The 15,096-nt window shown below is 40.3% G+C and carries 15 protein-coding genes and 1 pseudogene; 5 read left to right on the forward strand and 11 right to left on the reverse strand.

All coding sequences use genetic code 11. From position 1 onward, the window contains the following. Nucleotides 1–427: 427 nt before the first annotated feature. From AM592_RS23480 to AM592_RS16480, 7 genes are all read right to left on the reverse strand, one after another. Nucleotides 428–583, reverse strand: a complete 156-nt coding sequence (locus AM592_RS23480; protein WP_082364115.1) for a DUF1540 domain-containing protein — start codon at nt 581–583, stop codon at nt 428–430. 119 nt (nt 584–702) lie between these two features. Further along, nucleotides 703–1,251, reverse strand: a complete 549-nt coding sequence (hxlB, locus tag AM592_RS16455; RefSeq protein WP_053604811.1) for a 6-phospho-3-hexuloisomerase — start codon at nt 1,249–1,251, stop codon at nt 703–705. After that, nucleotides 1,235–1,882: a 3-hexulose-6-phosphate synthase gene (gene hxlA / locus AM592_RS16460; RefSeq protein ID WP_053604812.1), complete on the reverse strand. Its 648-nt coding sequence runs from the start codon at nt 1,880–1,882 to the stop codon at nt 1,235–1,237. Before hxlA ends, hxlB begins: the two co-directional genes overlap by 17 nt. 74 nt (nt 1,883–1,956) lie before the next feature. Further along, nucleotides 1,957–2,616 carry a bifunctional 4-hydroxy-2-oxoglutarate aldolase/2-dehydro-3-deoxy-phosphogluconate aldolase gene (locus AM592_RS16465; RefSeq protein ID WP_053604813.1) on the reverse strand — a complete coding sequence of 220 codons (660 nt, stop codon included), beginning with the start codon at nt 2,614–2,616 and terminating at the stop codon, nt 1,957–1,959. A gap of 21 nt (nt 2,617–2,637) precedes the next feature. Beyond that, on the reverse strand, nt 2,638–3,918 hold the full coding sequence (locus AM592_RS16470; protein ID WP_053604814.1) for an MFS transporter: 1,281 nt from the start codon (nt 3,916–3,918) through the stop codon (nt 2,638–2,640). A 1-nt stretch (nt 3,919) separates the two neighbouring features. Beyond that, nucleotides 3,920–4,879, reverse strand: coding sequence for a sugar kinase (locus tag AM592_RS16475; protein ID WP_082364118.1), 960 nt, complete (start codon nt 4,877–4,879; stop codon nt 3,920–3,922). Next, nucleotides 4,876–5,652: a sugar phosphate isomerase/epimerase family protein gene (locus AM592_RS16480; RefSeq protein ID WP_053604815.1), complete on the reverse strand. Its 777-nt coding sequence runs from the start codon at nt 5,650–5,652 to the stop codon at nt 4,876–4,878. The genes AM592_RS16475 and AM592_RS16480 overlap by 4 nt, the downstream gene beginning before the upstream one ends. Nucleotides 5,653–5,885: 233 nt before the next feature. Between AM592_RS16480 and AM592_RS16485 the strand changes: the two genes are divergently transcribed. The 5 genes from AM592_RS16485 (at nt 5,886) to AM592_RS25210 (ending at nt 10,818) form a co-directional block, all read left to right on the forward strand. Continuing rightward, nucleotides 5,886–7,073 (forward strand): processed acidic surface protein, encoded by a 1,188-nt coding sequence (locus AM592_RS16485; protein ID WP_053604816.1) that lies wholly within the window; start codon nt 5,886–5,888, stop codon nt 7,071–7,073. A 3-nt stretch (nt 7,074–7,076) separates the two neighbouring features. Continuing rightward, on the forward strand, nt 7,077–7,721 hold the full coding sequence (locus AM592_RS16490) for a class D sortase (protein ID WP_053604817.1): 645 nt from the start codon (nt 7,077–7,079) through the stop codon (nt 7,719–7,721). Between the two features lie 223 nt (nt 7,722–7,944). After that, the gene (locus AM592_RS16495; RefSeq protein ID WP_053604818.1) at nt 7,945–9,117 is read left to right on the forward strand and encodes an MFS transporter; all 1,173 of its coding nucleotides are present in this window, start codon (nt 7,945–7,947) and stop codon (nt 9,115–9,117) included. A 187-nt stretch (nt 9,118–9,304) separates the two neighbouring features. Beyond that, nucleotides 9,305–9,994, forward strand: coding sequence for an FAD-dependent oxidoreductase (locus AM592_RS25205; RefSeq protein WP_318773051.1), 690 nt, complete (start codon nt 9,305–9,307; stop codon nt 9,992–9,994). Further along, nucleotides 9,991–10,818 carry an FAD-dependent monooxygenase family protein gene (locus AM592_RS25210; RefSeq protein ID WP_318773052.1) on the forward strand — a complete coding sequence of 276 codons (828 nt, stop codon included), beginning with the start codon at nt 9,991–9,993 and terminating at the stop codon, nt 10,816–10,818. Before AM592_RS25205 ends, AM592_RS25210 begins: the two co-directional genes overlap by 4 nt. Nucleotides 10,819–10,907: 89 nt before the next feature. Here the strand turns inward: AM592_RS25210 and AM592_RS16505 are convergent, their stop codons facing one another. From AM592_RS16505 to AM592_RS25040, 4 genes and pseudogenes are all read right to left on the reverse strand, one after another. Beyond that, nucleotides 10,908–12,383: an NCS1 family nucleobase:cation symporter-1 gene (locus tag AM592_RS16505; RefSeq protein ID WP_053604819.1), complete on the reverse strand. Its 1,476-nt coding sequence runs from the start codon at nt 12,381–12,383 to the stop codon at nt 10,908–10,910. A 730-nt stretch (nt 12,384–13,113) separates the two neighbouring features. After that, complete coding sequence (locus AM592_RS16510) at nt 13,114–13,584, reverse strand: hypothetical protein (RefSeq protein ID WP_053604820.1); 471 nt, start codon at nt 13,582–13,584, stop codon at nt 13,114–13,116. A gap of 287 nt (nt 13,585–13,871) precedes the next feature. Continuing rightward, the gene (locus tag AM592_RS16515) at nt 13,872–14,756 is read right to left on the reverse strand and encodes a LacI family DNA-binding transcriptional regulator (RefSeq protein WP_312883823.1); all 885 of its coding nucleotides are present in this window, start codon (nt 14,754–14,756) and stop codon (nt 13,872–13,874) included. Then, a pseudogene (locus AM592_RS25040) lies at nt 14,742–14,879 on the reverse strand (LacI family DNA-binding transcriptional regulator); the annotation flags it as partial. The pseudogene AM592_RS25040 and the gene AM592_RS16515, both read right to left, overlap by 15 nt. Nucleotides 14,880–15,096: the final 217 nt, after the last annotated feature.

The following is a 15,096-nucleotide window of genomic DNA, read 5'->3' on the forward strand; positions in this document are numbered from 1 at the left end:
TTATGACTTTCTACGATTTAGGTCTAGATAAGTTTTAAATGACCAATCTAAATTCTGTTTCCACAATCTCATTTGTATTGATAAACACCAGCTGGTTTTTTTGGTTTTTGTCTGACATAATCACAACGATCAACACTCCAAAAGAAATCGAAAGCTTATCAATACCTTTTTATAAAAAAATAAGAATTAAGTGTGTTTTTTCCTTTAGTGATGTTATAACTCACACCAAGTTTTCTTATATCCCATCAATCCTTTTCGGTTTCTTCTCTTTCATCATACAGATCATTGAAAAAATCATAAATCTGAAGATACAAACGAATGTGATAAATGAGATGTAAAAATAAAAGTAATTTGTATGAAAATGATAGTTATTATCAATACTATAAATAGTAAAAGGTAACCAAGATTTTGGTTACCTTCAGAAAAATTAATGCTCTGGTTTAAATGTTTTACAATCTGTTTCTTCACTAGTTGATGCTTCTTTACCTTTATTACTAACTACATATATAGCATCCGCATTACATTTGTTTCCAGAACCCCAATACGTACAGTTGTTGACTTCACAAAGAACATCTTGAGCCATAGTATCACACCTCCTATTTTGCTATCATTAACAAATTAGAGATGGTTGATACTTTCTTTTTTTCCTGTAGTGAACACGATACAGACTGTTCCTTTCTGAGTCAGTTCTCTTTTGTATGTTTATTCCATATTACTATGTTTTTGGAAAGCCTGATCGTGACCTACTTCGTTTTTTCTTCCGTACTCCAAGCATACCGTATCAAATGCAATATGCGCGCACTGATCGAATAAGGAACCGAGCGGCTGGATCGTTTTTAATTCATTTTCACGACGATACTTAGTAGCCGCCGGTATTTGCAGGGTTAGTGAAGAGTAGGAAGCGAGCTCAGATTCGGGATCGGTCGTTATTGCGGCCACAAAGCATCCTAACGAGCGTGCTTTCTCTGCTGTCCAAACGACACTTTTCGTTGTACCAGAACCTGATACAGCAACAAGTACATCATTCTTTTCAATCGATGGTGTAATCGTTTCACCAACTACATAAACCGTTGCTCCTAAGTGCATTAACCGCATCGCAAAGGATTTGGCCATCAGGCCGGATCGTCCCTCGCCAATGACAAAGATTCGTTCTGAACGTGCGAGGAGATCGGCCATTTTTTCGATCTGAAGTTTGTCAATTTTCCCTGAAACAAATTTGATTTCTTCTATGATTCTATCTAACGTTTCCATATGGAGTACCTCCTATCAATTCTCGAAAACGGGCAGCTGCGGCTGACGGCTGATCTGCTTTTGTTATCGCTGATCCGATAATAACGGCAGTCGGGTTAAGTTTTTTTAGTCTTTCAATCGGATCGAATGTAATTCCGCCTGCCACCGTCCAGCGTACCCCGGAGGATTTCAGAGTTGATTGTGATCCGTTGCTTTCATTTTTCAATCCCTGTATTTCCTGCTCATCCTTGCTTACATGATCACAAAAAATGGCGTTTTGATAAATTAATAGGCTTTTCTTTCTCTCTTCTGACACATTCAATAAATCGATCATCATTTGTTTTTCATATTTTTTCGCTGTAGCTTCACACGTTTGCAAGGTGGCAGCTGGAGAGACCCCCATTACTGTTGCAATATCAGCACCTGCTTCATAGCACATTTCAAATTCATATTTGGCATTATCAATCGTTTTGCAATCGGCAACAATCACTTTTTCCGGGAAGGCTTCCTTCATGGCTTTTATGCTTGCTACCCCAAACTCTTTAATCAATGAAGTTCCTACCTCAATCCAATCGACATAGTCTCTGACCTGCTCGGTTAAACGGATGGCATCAGAAATCGTTAAGCGATCGAGCGCTAATTGAATTTTCATTTTACGAAACTCCTTCATTGTTTTTTCAATCAATTTATTCGTAGCAGAAGATCAAACTAAACCGATTTATTAAATTATAAACGACCTGCAAGCGTTTTACCATCTCTGGCTTGCTCTACTTCTTTGATAAATCGTTCTGCCTTATCCGTAAGCTGCAGCAAATAACCTTCTGATAATTTCTCCTTGGTATTAACAAGCGTGCTTCCGACACCGACTGCAGCCGCTCCCGCTTTAATAAAGGTACCTGTATTATTTATATCGATGCCCCCCGTTGGCATTAACGGAATCTGCGGGAGCGGGCCGGAGATGCTTTTAAAATATTCCGCTCCCATTGCAGCTGCAGGAAAAACTTTAATCAAATCAGCGCCAAATTCATAAGCTGTCAGTATTTCTGTTGGTGTGAGGGCTCCTGCAACACTGATAATGCCGTACCTTTTGGTCATTTCAATCGTTTCTTTTCTTACTGTGGGCGAAAAAACAAACCGTGCTCCTGACAGGATTGCTGCTCTCGCCGTTTCTGGATCAAGTACTGTACCTGCTCCAACCAAAATTTCTGGTCCCAACTCATCCGATAGCTTCTCAATGATGTCCAGTGCTTTTGGCGTTTCCATTGTAATTTCTAAAGCTGTGACGCCACCTGCTTTCAAGGCTTCAGCGATTGGAATAATCGTATCAAGTGTTGTACCTCTGATCACTGCGACAACCGCGCGCTGTTTTATTTCTTCAACTTGCATTTTGAAACATCTCCTTTTCTATTAACTTGAATGTACTGGCAGGGTAGCGACTCTCTTCTTTTTTGGTTTATGCAGTGCCCACACAGTTAAAATTGCTGAAAAGAAAAGTGATCCCGCCATAAAAATGTAGGACGCCCCATATCCTCCTGTTGCGGCGTTTAAGTACCCGACGATGTATGATCCGGCGAAAGAACCTAACGCCCCCATACTATTGATTAACGCCATAGCACCTCCGGCTACATTCCTCGGGAGAATTTCAGGAATAATCGCAAAAAACGGACCATATGGAGCGTACATTGCTCCCCCGGCAATCACTAACAAAAGAAAAGATAGCCAAAAGTTACTCGTGCCAATTTCGTAAGAAGCATAGAACGAAACGGCCCCAATCAAAAGAAACGGCCACACAAAGCTCCCGCGATTTAACAATTTATCTGATAAAAAGGAGGCTCCAAGCATTAATACGATGGCAAGAATATAAGGAATAGAAGAAAGCCATCCTGTTGTCACGATATCCATGTTCGGAGCAGCGTTAATGATGGAAGGCAGCCACATGACAAACCCGTAAACGCCGATGCTCCATAGTGCGTATTGAAGGCTGAGCAGGATGACCGTTTTGTTTTTAAAGGCTTCTCCGTAATTTTTGACAGGCTTTATCCCTTTTTGTTCTTTTTCTAATTCTTCTTGAAGCAATTGTCTTTCTCTTTCATTCAGCCATTTTGCGTCCTTCGGCTTATCATTTACTAGTTTCCACCAGAAAAATGCCCATAGAATCGCAGGTAGACCTTCGATAATAAACATCCATCTCCAGCCAAAAGCATTTAATAGGTATCCGGAGACGATCGACATCCAAAGGATCGTTGCGGGATTTCCTAAAATCAAGAAGGTATTTGCCCGGGATCGTTCAGCACTTGTGAACCAGTGACTAAGGAATACGAGCATTGCCGGCATGACAGCGCTTTCTACAACACCAAGCAAAAATCTGATACCAAAGAGGAGACTGATGTCCGATACCATCCCTGTTAAACTGGCGAGCGCACCCCATAAAATCAGCGACCAGAAGATTAGCTTTTTCGCGCTTTTATTTTCAGCATAATGCGCGCCGGGAATTTGGAAAAAGAAATATCCCAAGAAAAACAGTGATCCGAGTAAAGAAGAGATTGCCGGAGTAATATGAAGATCTTCAGCAAGTCCTGCAGCAGCGCCAAACCCATAATTCGCACGGTCTAAGTAAGCAAGGCTGTAGGTAATGAATACGACCGGGATTAATCGGAGCCATCGCTTTTTTGCAATTGGTTGATTCACCTTAGTTCACTCCCTGTTTATTGTTCTCTAAAAATTCGTTTAGCTGATTTCTTGTTGGATATCCATCGTTGTCTCCCTGAGATTGAACGGCCATGGCGCCGATGGCATTTCCACGAGTTACAGCTTCTTCTATCGTCAAGTGTTTCAATAATCCACTAATGACTCCTACAGCAAATCCGTCGCCTGCCCCAACAGTATCAATGACTTCGGGAACTTTAAAACCGCTTACAATTCCTTCTTCACTTTTCGACTGGTAATAAGCGCCTTCTTCCCCGAGCTTAACAATGACGAGCTCAACCCCTCTGTCTAAATAAAAGGCAGCGATATCCTTAGGATTTTTATAGCCGGTCAAAATTTCCCCTTCTGTCAAACCAGGCATCACATAATTGGCTTGAAATGCTGCTTTATTAATGACTGTTACCATTTCTTCTTCTGTATTCCATAAAGAAGGGCGCAAATTGGGATCGAATGTTACTGTTTTCCCAGATGATCTCATAAAATTCAGCGCATGCTCAGCAAATTCTCTCGTATGCAATGAGATTGCCAGAGGTATTCCCGTCATGTGCAAATGGCTGGCTGATTGAAAATATGCGCTATTGAAGTCCTTTTTGTTTAATTGGCTTGCAGCTGAGTTTTTTCGAAAATATTGTACTTCCGGATCGCCTTTGATTACCTTCGATTTCAATTGAAATCCGGTTGGGTATCTGTTGTCCACTTCAACATTGCCGATATCGACATGCTCCTCTTGTAATCGATCGATGATGAACCTTCCAAAAGCGTCTTCCCCTACCTTGCTCACCCATCCCGACTTAAGCCCGAGCCTTGCCAAACCAATTGCCACATTCGTTTCAGCTCCGGCCAGCTCTCGTGTAAATTGCTTGACCTTGTGCAGCGATCCTGGTTCATCCGCGATAAACATAGCCATGGCTTCTCCAAAAGTAATAACATCTAACTGATTCACAAAGACTCCTCACTTTCATTCGTTTTTTCCAAGAACATTTCGATATACTTTTTGATTTGATCCAATGACTGTATTGGAAACTCTATCGCTTTTAACATTTTTCTTGGAAAATACGATTCTATCTCTCTCCATTTTTCCAAAGAAATCGGTATGGTAACTCGTTCACCGTCAATGCTTTCAACCTGTTTAAGATGGATATAGGCAACATACTTTGACAGCTGACGTACGGCCTGATCCCCACATTCATTCACATAATCCCAATTGCCGGTATCAAAGGTCATTTCAATTGGCACCTTGTGTTCGTAAACGGTTTCAAAGAACTCGCGAAGTCTGTCAATATTCCCGCCATGATGCGTTTGATCATTTTCTATCAACAATTTCAGGTTGTTTTCTGTTATTCTGCTGTTCCGCAGTACTTCTTTTAGAAGACGTATGTCCGAAGTTGATTTTTGATAGTGACCTAATGATAGTTTAAGAATCTTTGCTCCTAATCGGTATGCTTCATCAATTACCATTTCTAGCTGGCTGTTGTTTAGCTTTCCTCCCTCCTTCCAAAGCTCAATCGGCGCTGAGTATACGATATACAGACTGTGCCTTTGCAACTCGATTTTTATATTTTTAAGCGGTAGACCTTGCGCTTCTTGAAACAGTTCCCTGCGGATTTCTGCTCCATATGCTCCTGACTGGGCGATGAGCGGAAGAAAAGACTCCTGCCCTTTTTCTATGACTTGATTCTTGGGAAAAACATTTAAAGGAACAATCACATGATTCATCGATTTGCTTCAACTCACTTTTTATAAACCGGTTTATTAATTTGATTAAGTCGATTATAAAACAATTGAAAACGCTTTACAAATGTTTTTTTATTGTCACACGATTTTTTCTTTCAGAAATGTCGATTTTCATACCATAACATCGAATATAGTAAAAATGTCCTATATCTATATTCACTCTTTTAAAATATAATATTCTGGGAATTATACTATAAAATGCTAGGGGGAATAGAATGAAGCGCTTAGTATCACTACTGTTAGCAGTTGTTATTGCCTTTGGAGCTTTACCTGTGATGACTTTCGCAATTGAGTCGAACGAACCAAAATTTGATGAGTTTTTAAAGAATATTGGCTGGGATAAGCAAGACTATCTTGATTATCTTGATAGCAAAGAGTGGAAATTAGGAGATTTTGAGTCTATCGATGAGCTTGGAACACCACTTTCTGAAGAATCTATTCAGTCTATACTTCAGGAATTTGATTTGACCCGTGATGAGTTAAACGCACTTCTTGTTGAAAATGGTGATCTAGAAGAAGGTCAGGACGTATTAGAGGGCGCCTCTATTATATTTGCTGAAGAGCTTCAAGAATTTGTGGACTTTTACTTAAATGGCTCGGAAGGTACACCGATTGATGATAACAATCTTCAGCAGCTTCTTAAGGATTACGACTTTGAATCAAAAGAGGCGCTCGAGCAGTTTTTAAAAGAAAAAGACGATTCTCTTGAAAACTATGAATATATTGAAGATCTTGAGCTTACTATTGATATTTATATACACGGCGATAAATACATAGACGAATTTTCTGGTCTTTTCACAGAATTTGGTCTGACAGACAAGGAACTTGAGAAACTCTTTAATCATCTTGAAACTCTTAATTTATCCGATCCTGCGTTTGAAGAAAAGATGACTGAGCTTAGTAATCGAATGATGGCGTTTGAGAATTTTGAAACAGCCGAAGAGCTTACTGCTGAACAAGTCGCAGAGATTTTTGATATTTTTAATGACATGCTTGATCTTTTCCAAGTAGAAACAAAGTATTATCTTGCAAAAGACGGTGAAAAAAAAGCAGTTTCACTTAACGATTTGATTTCTATGAACACAACAAACGGATATGATCTGTTAATCGAAATATACAACAAACAAGGGGAATTTCTCGCTGATGTATTGTTAACTGCAGATATGTTTGGCGCAGAAATCATTCAAGAAACCGGGAAAAACATTAAAGAAGCAGAGAAAATCGTGACAGAAAATAATCCAGCACCCGAAGCTCCAAAAGCGGAGAAATCACCTGTAAAAACCGTGAAAGGAGCCAAGCTTCCAACAACTGCTTCCGATTATGCTGTAAACACTTTAGCTGGATTAGCATTTGTTGCAGCTGGTATTTTCTTATTCCGCCGCATCAGAGCTAAAGGAATCTAATGAATGAGAAGTGCTATTAAAAGAAGGAGAAGGAGCAAACGCAACAAACGTTTGCTTCTTCTTTCCCTGGCTGCTGCACTTATTTTGTTTGGACTGTGGTTTAGCGGAACGAATGCCTATACTTTTTTAAAAGGCTACCTGCTTTTTAAGACAGGTCAAGTAAATGCTGAAGACTACAAAGTGAATTTGGGAGCTGCAAACGAAAAGGAACAAGAGCAGGAACCACTCTACCAAGATCGTCCTGAAATTGGAGAAGTGATTGGCGATCTTATTATTCCGAAGCTGGAGGCAAAGCTTCCAATCTATCACGGCACAGATGAAGATGAACTGGAAAAAGGGGTGGGACATTTCGCTGGAAGTGTGTTGCCTGGTGAAAAAGACAATTCAGTCCTGTCAGGACACCGGGATACAGTGTTCCGTAAGTTGGGCGAGGTTGGGAAAGGCGACCTGCTTGTCGTTCAGACTTCCGCAGGTAAATTTACGTATAAAGTAAGAAAAGTACGTATTGTGGACAAGAATGACCGGACAGTAATCGTACCAAAACCTAAAGCAACACTAACTGTCTCCACCTGTTATCCGTTTGATTTTATCGGGGCCGCCCCAGAGCGCTATATTCTTGTGGCAGACTTAATTTCATCCGAAAAATAAGCAATTCCCTAGCCAAGAAGGGGATTGCTTTTTTTATGGAATGATTATATTGACCAATTATTTCCTACACCGTATGATGATTGTAACAAACTGAAGGTGAAGGAGATGAAATGATGAAACAATACGCAAGACCCCCCTGCTAATATTCAGAATCACTCCGTTCACGGGCACCTCCGTATTTTGATTGACTAATTGCAATCAAAATATGAGAGGAGCTCAAGTTATGAGTGTGAAAGCAAATATTAGGAAGCTGTATGCAATCCGGTTTTTTTACAATCTAATACCTGCTTATGTCATTGAGAGATTGTTTTGGGAACAAAGAGGTATGACCATCCAGATGGTCGTATATACAGAAATCATTTTTGCGGTCACTGTTGTATTGTTGGAGGTTCCCACAGGGATTATCGCCGATAAGTGGGGACGGAAGAAAATGATCGTGTTAAGCACCATATTAGAAGGTTTCATGTTTCTCATCCTGCTGTTTGCAACGGAATTCTGGCAGTTTGCCGTCGCTGTTTTTTTAGCGGGCATTGCACGTTCGGCAAGCAGCGGGTCAGAAAATGCTTTGCTTTATGATTCATTGCTGGAAACTGGCCAGGAGCGCACCTTTGAAAAGTATCTCGGCCGCTTGAATGTGTGTGATTTCTCTGCCATCATCTTGGCAGCATTATCAGGGAGTTATTTGGCAAGCAGGTATGCTTTTGAGTTGAATTATTGGATATCTGTTGTCAGTATGATTGTGTCTGTGTGTGTATCGCTACTATTAGTTGAGCCCGTTATTAAAAGCAAATCCGATGAGTCTATTAAGATCAAAGAATATCTAACAGTTTCCTTACACTTTTTCAGAAAACATCCTAGTGTTTGTCTTGTGCTGCTCTCTGGCATGGTTACCGGCGCAGCCATAAGCTTCATTGATGAGTTCTGGCAGCTTTATTTGAACCGGTTGGAGATTCCAGTTTTATATTTCGGACTGTTCTCGGCAGTCATTATGATCGTGAGGCTTCCGGGCAATATCTTGGCGCATGCAATAAAAAAACGCTTCCGATACCGGACGATATTATCGGGCGTGACCACTGCTTTTGCCATTGGGCTTTTCTATGTATCCATGATAAAGGACTATACGAGTTTGTTGGCTATTTTTTTCATTTGTCTGATATCAGGGATCATTGAGCCTATTACAACAGGATATTTGCATCATCGAATCGATTCCTCCATGAGAGCAACCATGGATTCGTTTCAGTCATTAGGGCTAAATGCTGTTCTAATCATACTAGGTTTGGGCTTTGGTTATTTTTCATCCAAATATGATGTTTTCGGCGGATTTGGGTTCATTGCGGTTATTTGCACTCTATTTTTGGGTTGTTTTTTCATTTCTTCTAAACAATTGTTTGATTAAAAGCGAAAGGGTTGATCTGATTCCAAGATCAACCCTTTTTCATCCGAATTATTTTATTGACAAATCAGAAAATTGCACTTATTCTTATTTTGACTGTATAAGTCAATCAACATTCAAATGATTTGGTGTAAATAAATGTAGAAATAATCTATGGAGTACTCAACTAACCGAATGGGAGGTATTTTTTATGCTAGATAGGCAATTTCCATTAGCAGAGAAGAATACAGAACGAGTGATTGTCATTGGCGGAAGTATAGCAGGTTTACTGGCTGCAAGAGTGCTATCAGGATATTATAACGAAGTTCTGATTATCGATCGTGATGACTTTCCTGATAAGCCCGAGAACCGTTCCGGTACTCCCCAAGCTTTTCAGCCCCATCGATTAACTCCACGCGGCATATTGATTTTGGGACGTTTCTTCCCTGGCTATAACGAGGAATTGCTGGCACACGGAGCCCCTTCGGCTTTGAACAAATTAAATCATATGATTAATTCATATGGAAGCATGGTTATGGCAAACCAAGAGAATGAGGCAACATTCAGCAGAGCGCTGCTGGAATGGGTATTGCGAAAGCGTGTTCAAGCCATTTCCAATGTTCGTTTCCTTTGCAAGAAAGAAGTTATTCGTCTGCTTTCATCAACGGATCGTTCTACGATTACCGGCATTCAAGTTCGGGATCGCGATTCAGCCGAACAGCAGCAGCAAAAGATAACAGCAAACCTTGTAATCGATACCAGCGGACGTTTCTCGAAAGTAGTCAGGTGGCTTACAGAGATTGGCTATGCCGTACCAAAGCCAGAGATGCTGAAGGTATCGCTTGGATATAGCACCCGCCACTATAGAATCTCCCCCTTCTGGCGGCAAAATGGAATGTGATTCACTTAGCAGGTGATCCAGTTAAAGGAACAAATGCAGGGGTATTTTCCATCATTGAGAATAATAGAGCAGAAATTGTACTTTGGAATCTAGGCGGCCGTTACCCTTCAACGAATCCGGAGCAATACGAACGTGAGATTTCCCAGCTTGCCAGCCCGTTGTTTGCGGAAGTAAGGCAAGAGCTTGAGCCTATAGCGGCTCCGCGGGGTTATCGCTTGCCGGAATTATTCCGCCAACGATTTGAACAGATGAAACGATGGCCATCCGGTTTATTGGTCATGGGAGATGCCTTTTGCAATTTTGATCCGATCTATGGTCAAGGAATGACTGTCGCGGCGATCGAAGCAGAAATTCTTGAAGCTAGCCTGAGAGATCAGCACAACAATCCTGAGCCTGATTTTGAGCTTAGCGTACTCAAAAAAATGCAAGATTCAATAGAACCCGCTTGGTGGTTGAATTGCGTGTCCGATTTGCGTTGGCCGGGTGTAGAGTATGTGGGCTCTGAACCATTTAAAGGATTGAAATTTGCACAGAACTATTTTGAATACATTCTTAAATCGGCGACGGAGCAATCTAATTATGAATTGTACGGACTGTATTGGCTGGTGAATTCGTTATTTTTACATCCACGCGAACTGTTCAATCCGCAAATTGTAACATCTCTGTTTGCAGAAAGCGATTCCTCTGATGGAAAACGACTGTTAGATGAATTAACCAAGGGATCAAATAAACCGCTTGAAGAACTGCTTGACCAATTCATTCCCTCCTTCGAACGGGCATCGTTTTCTTCGATGAAGGATCTTATGCAGCAATCTGAAACATGATATGATTTTTACAAAAATAGGGCTAAAAGTTGAACATAACTTTTAACCCTTTTGAAAGAATTTTATTTATCGTTGGAAGTTGAAGTCTCTTAATTAACTGTCGGCGGGGCTTTTTCAATTTCAGCTTCCTGTCCTGAGCTTGAAGTTCGCATTAACAGCAAATAGGATACGAAGCCAGCCCCTATCCCTAAAAACCAAGAATAGGTATAAAGCTGCTGTAAAGCCGGGATGATTAAACCGATAAAGGAAGCGAGTAATCCAATGCCTAATGCAATAAGCGCCTTCGGATTCCAGCCATTTTTATAAGCATAGATCCCGTCTTTTTTATAAAAGCTATCTAAGTCATAATTCCCTTTCCTTACAAAATAAAAATCCGCTACCATGATTCCGGCGACAGGGCCGAGTGCGCCCCCTATTGCTCCTAGAACATTAAAAATCGTTCCGGCATTATCGAACCAAAGCCATGGCATGAAAAATATAGCAACTACGATAGATATAAGCCCTGCTCTTACAAAAGTCAGTTTCTGAGGAAGCAGGTTCACAAGATCGTACGCCGGAGAAACGACGTTAGCTGCCACGTTTACTGACAACGTAGCAATGAGTAAAGCAAAAGCCCCCAAAATTAATACTATAGGGTTGTCAAACCTCTGCAAAAGCTCTACAGGATTCCAAATCGGTTCGCCAAAGGCAATAACCGTGCCTGATGTCGTGATAATACTCATGATAGCAAAGAGAATGGCAGTTCCCGGCAATCCGATCGCCTGTCCGATCACCTGATCCCTTTGACTTCGAGAAAAACGAGTGAAATCCGGAATATTCAGAATCAATGTCGCCCAAGTACCTACAAGACCGGTTACCGAAACCCAGAATATGCCCCAAAATTCTCCCCCTGATAGTGTAGAAGGTTCTTCAAATAGAGGTCCTAATCCTCTCGAAACGAATATCGCCCATACGACAAGCCCTAAACCTAATACAATAACGAGCGGTCCTGCCCAAAGCTCAAAAAATTTAACGCGTTCCATTCCATGAGAGATGATATAGGCATGTAAAATCCAGAACAGTGCTACTGCAATTGCCTCGTTTAAACCCATGCCTAAAATATTAAAGGCGGATAAACTGTTCCACCCCGGTATTAATGCACCTAATACAGCACCTACTGCCATACTTCCGGCATACGCCTGCACCGCAAACCAAAAAATAGCAACAAATGCCCGAATAAGTATCGGAAAATGGGCTCCATTATAGCCAAAAGAAGCACGAACTAAAACCGGGAACGGCAGACCATATTTTGCACCGGCAACACTATTCAGCCACATAACAATAATAAGAATAATATTTGCAATAATTACAGTTGCTAACGCCTGCCAAACACTCATACCTAACCCAAGCAAGCTTCCCGCTGTCTCATACGCCACGATGTTATGAACCATTCCCATCCATACCGTCGTGTAATTGATCCAATTCCAATTTCTTTTCTCCTTGGGAACTGGTGCAAGATCCTCATTGTACAGCGATGGATCCTTCACATTCAATGCATTTGTCGCTTCCGGTGAAATGGTACTCAAGTTACATCCTCCTTTTGTTAATAAATTTTATTAAAACCCAGGTGAGAAAATAGGGTTTAATAACTTATTTAATAGAGAATCTCTGTGTAAACTTGCAAATCTATAACCGAAATACAGACAAGATCTACCAATCGTCGGGAACAAAAACGAATACACTGTTGCAGTAAAACGGATAAAACATTGTTTATTCCATAAATTAGTCTCATTCTATCAAAGGATCTAACCAATGTTCTTCTTTTAGAGAGGAAATCTAACATGTATTTTTTCTAAAATTCAATTTATTCCGTCGCTTTTCAAGAAAACGTAAATGTGGTTAACAAAGCGCGAAACTATTTATCCTGCCAGATGCGCATACAAGTGTGATGATTTCTTAGGGTTTTATTAGAGCGGGACAGAGAGATTGTTCGGGGATGATGGGGGTAAGTCGCAAGAAGGCTGTGAAGGACAAAATGCAGAAAAAGTGCCTGAGAATTGTCCTTCATACGGGTTGTGAAGGACAAAATAGAGCAAAATAGCCAGGGAATCGTCCTTCATACGGGTTGTGAAGGACAAAATGCAGAAAAAGTGCCTGAGAATTGTCCTTCATACGGGTTCTGTAGGACATTATAGAGCAAAAGTGACAGGGAATTGTCCTTCATTTGAGTTATGAAGGACAATATGCAGAAAAAGCGCCTGAGAATTGTCCTTCATTTGGGTTCTGTAGATAAAAAATAACATAACAGCCTATTTACTAAAGATTAGCTGATTTTTCAATTTTACGTATCCACTTGTAGTAAATTAATACAAGTATCAGCAAAATCGGGTCGCAAATGGCTGAATAACCTAATTTCCACCACCCGTAATGAAAGTAACCCCAGGGTTCGGGCAGTAACGTTAATGACTCATAAAACAGAATAAACAGAACCCACAAAAAGGTATAAATAAACCGCTTTACAAGCGAAGAATGAAAGGGATACCAATTTAAAAACATCGTATTTACCGGTGGTATAACCATTGTAAGCGGAAGAAAAGCAAACCACTCAATATGATTAGCAGTAAAATACCAATAACCTTTGTATTGAAAATCCAAATACAAATCAACGAGTGATTGAAAAGAAATTGTAAACGTCCAAATATGGACAATTTGATTTGTAGTAAGTCGTTTAATTGTTAAAAAAGCAACCGAATTAAATAATATAATTGCGATAATGAGTCCAATCACTTCTGAAAAACTCCCTTTTTGAAAGAGTCTTTCCTTATTCGTATTTCCTTATTCCAGCAAGCCTTTTATGAGCGATCAATATATGCCAAGGTTATATTGGTCTCGCAGGCTAATATGAAATCCATTTTATTTTACCAAGCATTCTTGACACTTTCATTTTGCTTGATGATAAAAGATAAAAAATAGAGCTTCTCCTTTTATAGGGAAAGCTCTTTTGAAAGAATGACTTCCATATACACAGATTGCAAGCTGAATACTTCACAGGCCGAGGCAAATATAAGATCGTTTTAATTCAATGTACAAACACTATCCCTATTCTCTAAATAATGTGATACGATCCAATGCCGGGAAGAGATTTCCTCGCCTCTGATCAATTTGATTAAATTACGCGCTGCAGTCATGCCAATTTCCTCCGCAGAGTATTTAACCGTTGACAATTTTGGACGAATAAAGGATGACATATCAATACCATCAAAGCCAAAGATAGAGACATCTTCGGGAACGCGTAACCCTATTTCCAGCAAATAATTCATCGCCCCGATCGCTATTCTGTCTGTAGCACAAAATATTGCAGTTGGCATTGATTCGGCTTCGCAAATCTTACGCATAGAAGTTATTCCATCCTCTACAGAAATCCCGCTTTCCACAACCCAATCCTTGTAGATGGAAATACCCGCCTCATTCAACGCTCGCACGTATCCTTGATAACGGTGATCTCCTGAGGCAATATCTCCGCTTCGTACCCGAAGCATGGCAATTTTTCGATGCCCCTGTTGGATAAGGTAAGTCACCGCTTCATAAGCTGCAGTAACGTTATCTACGTGAACAGTCGGAACTGTATCTAAACTATCCCGGCCAACCAAAATGAGTGGAATATTGGATACTTTGATACCTTTAACAAGCTCTTCTTTTAGATTCTCACTGGCTAAAATAATACCGTCCGCCTGTATTTCACGAAACATATTAAAATAATGGAGCTCATTTTCAAGGGTTCCGGCGGTTAAGCTTAGCATGATGTTATAGCCGTACAGTCTGGACACTTGATTGATACCATTGATTAAATCATCCAAAACGGTATTTTTCACTTCTGGCACCATGACGCCAAGTAGAAGGGATTCTTTCTTGGCAAGATTTCTCGCCATTGCATTGGGGAGAAAATTCGTTTGCTCCATCGCCTTCAGAACCCTTATACGGACATCATGATTGACGGGTTTACTGTTATTTATGACTCGGGAAACGGTAGCAATAGATACTCCAGCCATTTGGGCAATATCTTTAATCGTTATTTTCAACTGATTTCGCCATCTTTCTTGGAAAGTTCAAATCGAGCATACATCGATCAGGAAAATATTTTCCCGGAGATTTGAGACATATTATATTCAAAGACTTTCATCCAGTCAACTATAAGTGGTTAGTATATAAATTTATCTTGACAAAAGAATTGAAAGCGTTATATCTTAATTACAGGAAAACGTTTACCTGTGTTTATTTCATTTCGTCATGAAATTATGA

It is taken from the genome of Bacillus gobiensis, from assembly GCF_001278705.1.
GTDB lineage: Bacteria > Bacillota > Bacilli > Bacillales > Bacillaceae > Bacillus > Bacillus gobiensis.

Excerpts from the sequence above, each read along its gene's own strand:
- AM592_RS23480 (WP_082364115.1), bottom strand. The coding sequence starts at position 583 with ATGGCTCAAGATGTTCTTTGTGAAGTCAACAACTGTACGTATTGGGGT.
- hxlB (WP_053604811.1), bottom strand. The coding sequence starts at position 1,251 with ATGGAAACGTTAGATAGAATCATAGAAGAAATCAAATTTGTTTCAGGG.
- hxlA (WP_053604812.1), bottom strand. The coding sequence starts at position 1,882 with ATGAAAATTCAATTAGCGCTCGATCGCTTAACGATTTCTGATGCCATC.
- AM592_RS16465 (WP_053604813.1), bottom strand. The coding sequence starts at position 2,616 with ATGCAAGTTGAAGAAATAAAACAGCGCGCGGTTGTCGCAGTGATCAGA.
- AM592_RS16480 (WP_053604815.1), bottom strand. The coding sequence starts at position 5,652 with ATGAATCATGTGATTGTTCCTTTAAATGTTTTTCCCAAGAATCAAGTC.
- AM592_RS16485 (WP_053604816.1), top strand. The coding sequence starts at position 5,886 with ATGAAGCGCTTAGTATCACTACTGTTAGCAGTTGTTATTGCCTTTGGA.
- AM592_RS16490 (WP_053604817.1), top strand. The coding sequence starts at position 7,077 with ATGAGAAGTGCTATTAAAAGAAGGAGAAGGAGCAAACGCAACAAACGT.
- AM592_RS16495 (WP_053604818.1), top strand. The coding sequence starts at position 7,945 with ATGAGTGTGAAAGCAAATATTAGGAAGCTGTATGCAATCCGGTTTTTT.
- AM592_RS25205 (WP_318773051.1), top strand. The coding sequence starts at position 9,305 with ATGCTAGATAGGCAATTTCCATTAGCAGAGAAGAATACAGAACGAGTG.
- AM592_RS16515 (WP_312883823.1), bottom strand. The coding sequence starts at position 14,756 with ATGGAGCAAACGAATTTTCTCCCCAATGCAATGGCGAGAAATCTTGCC.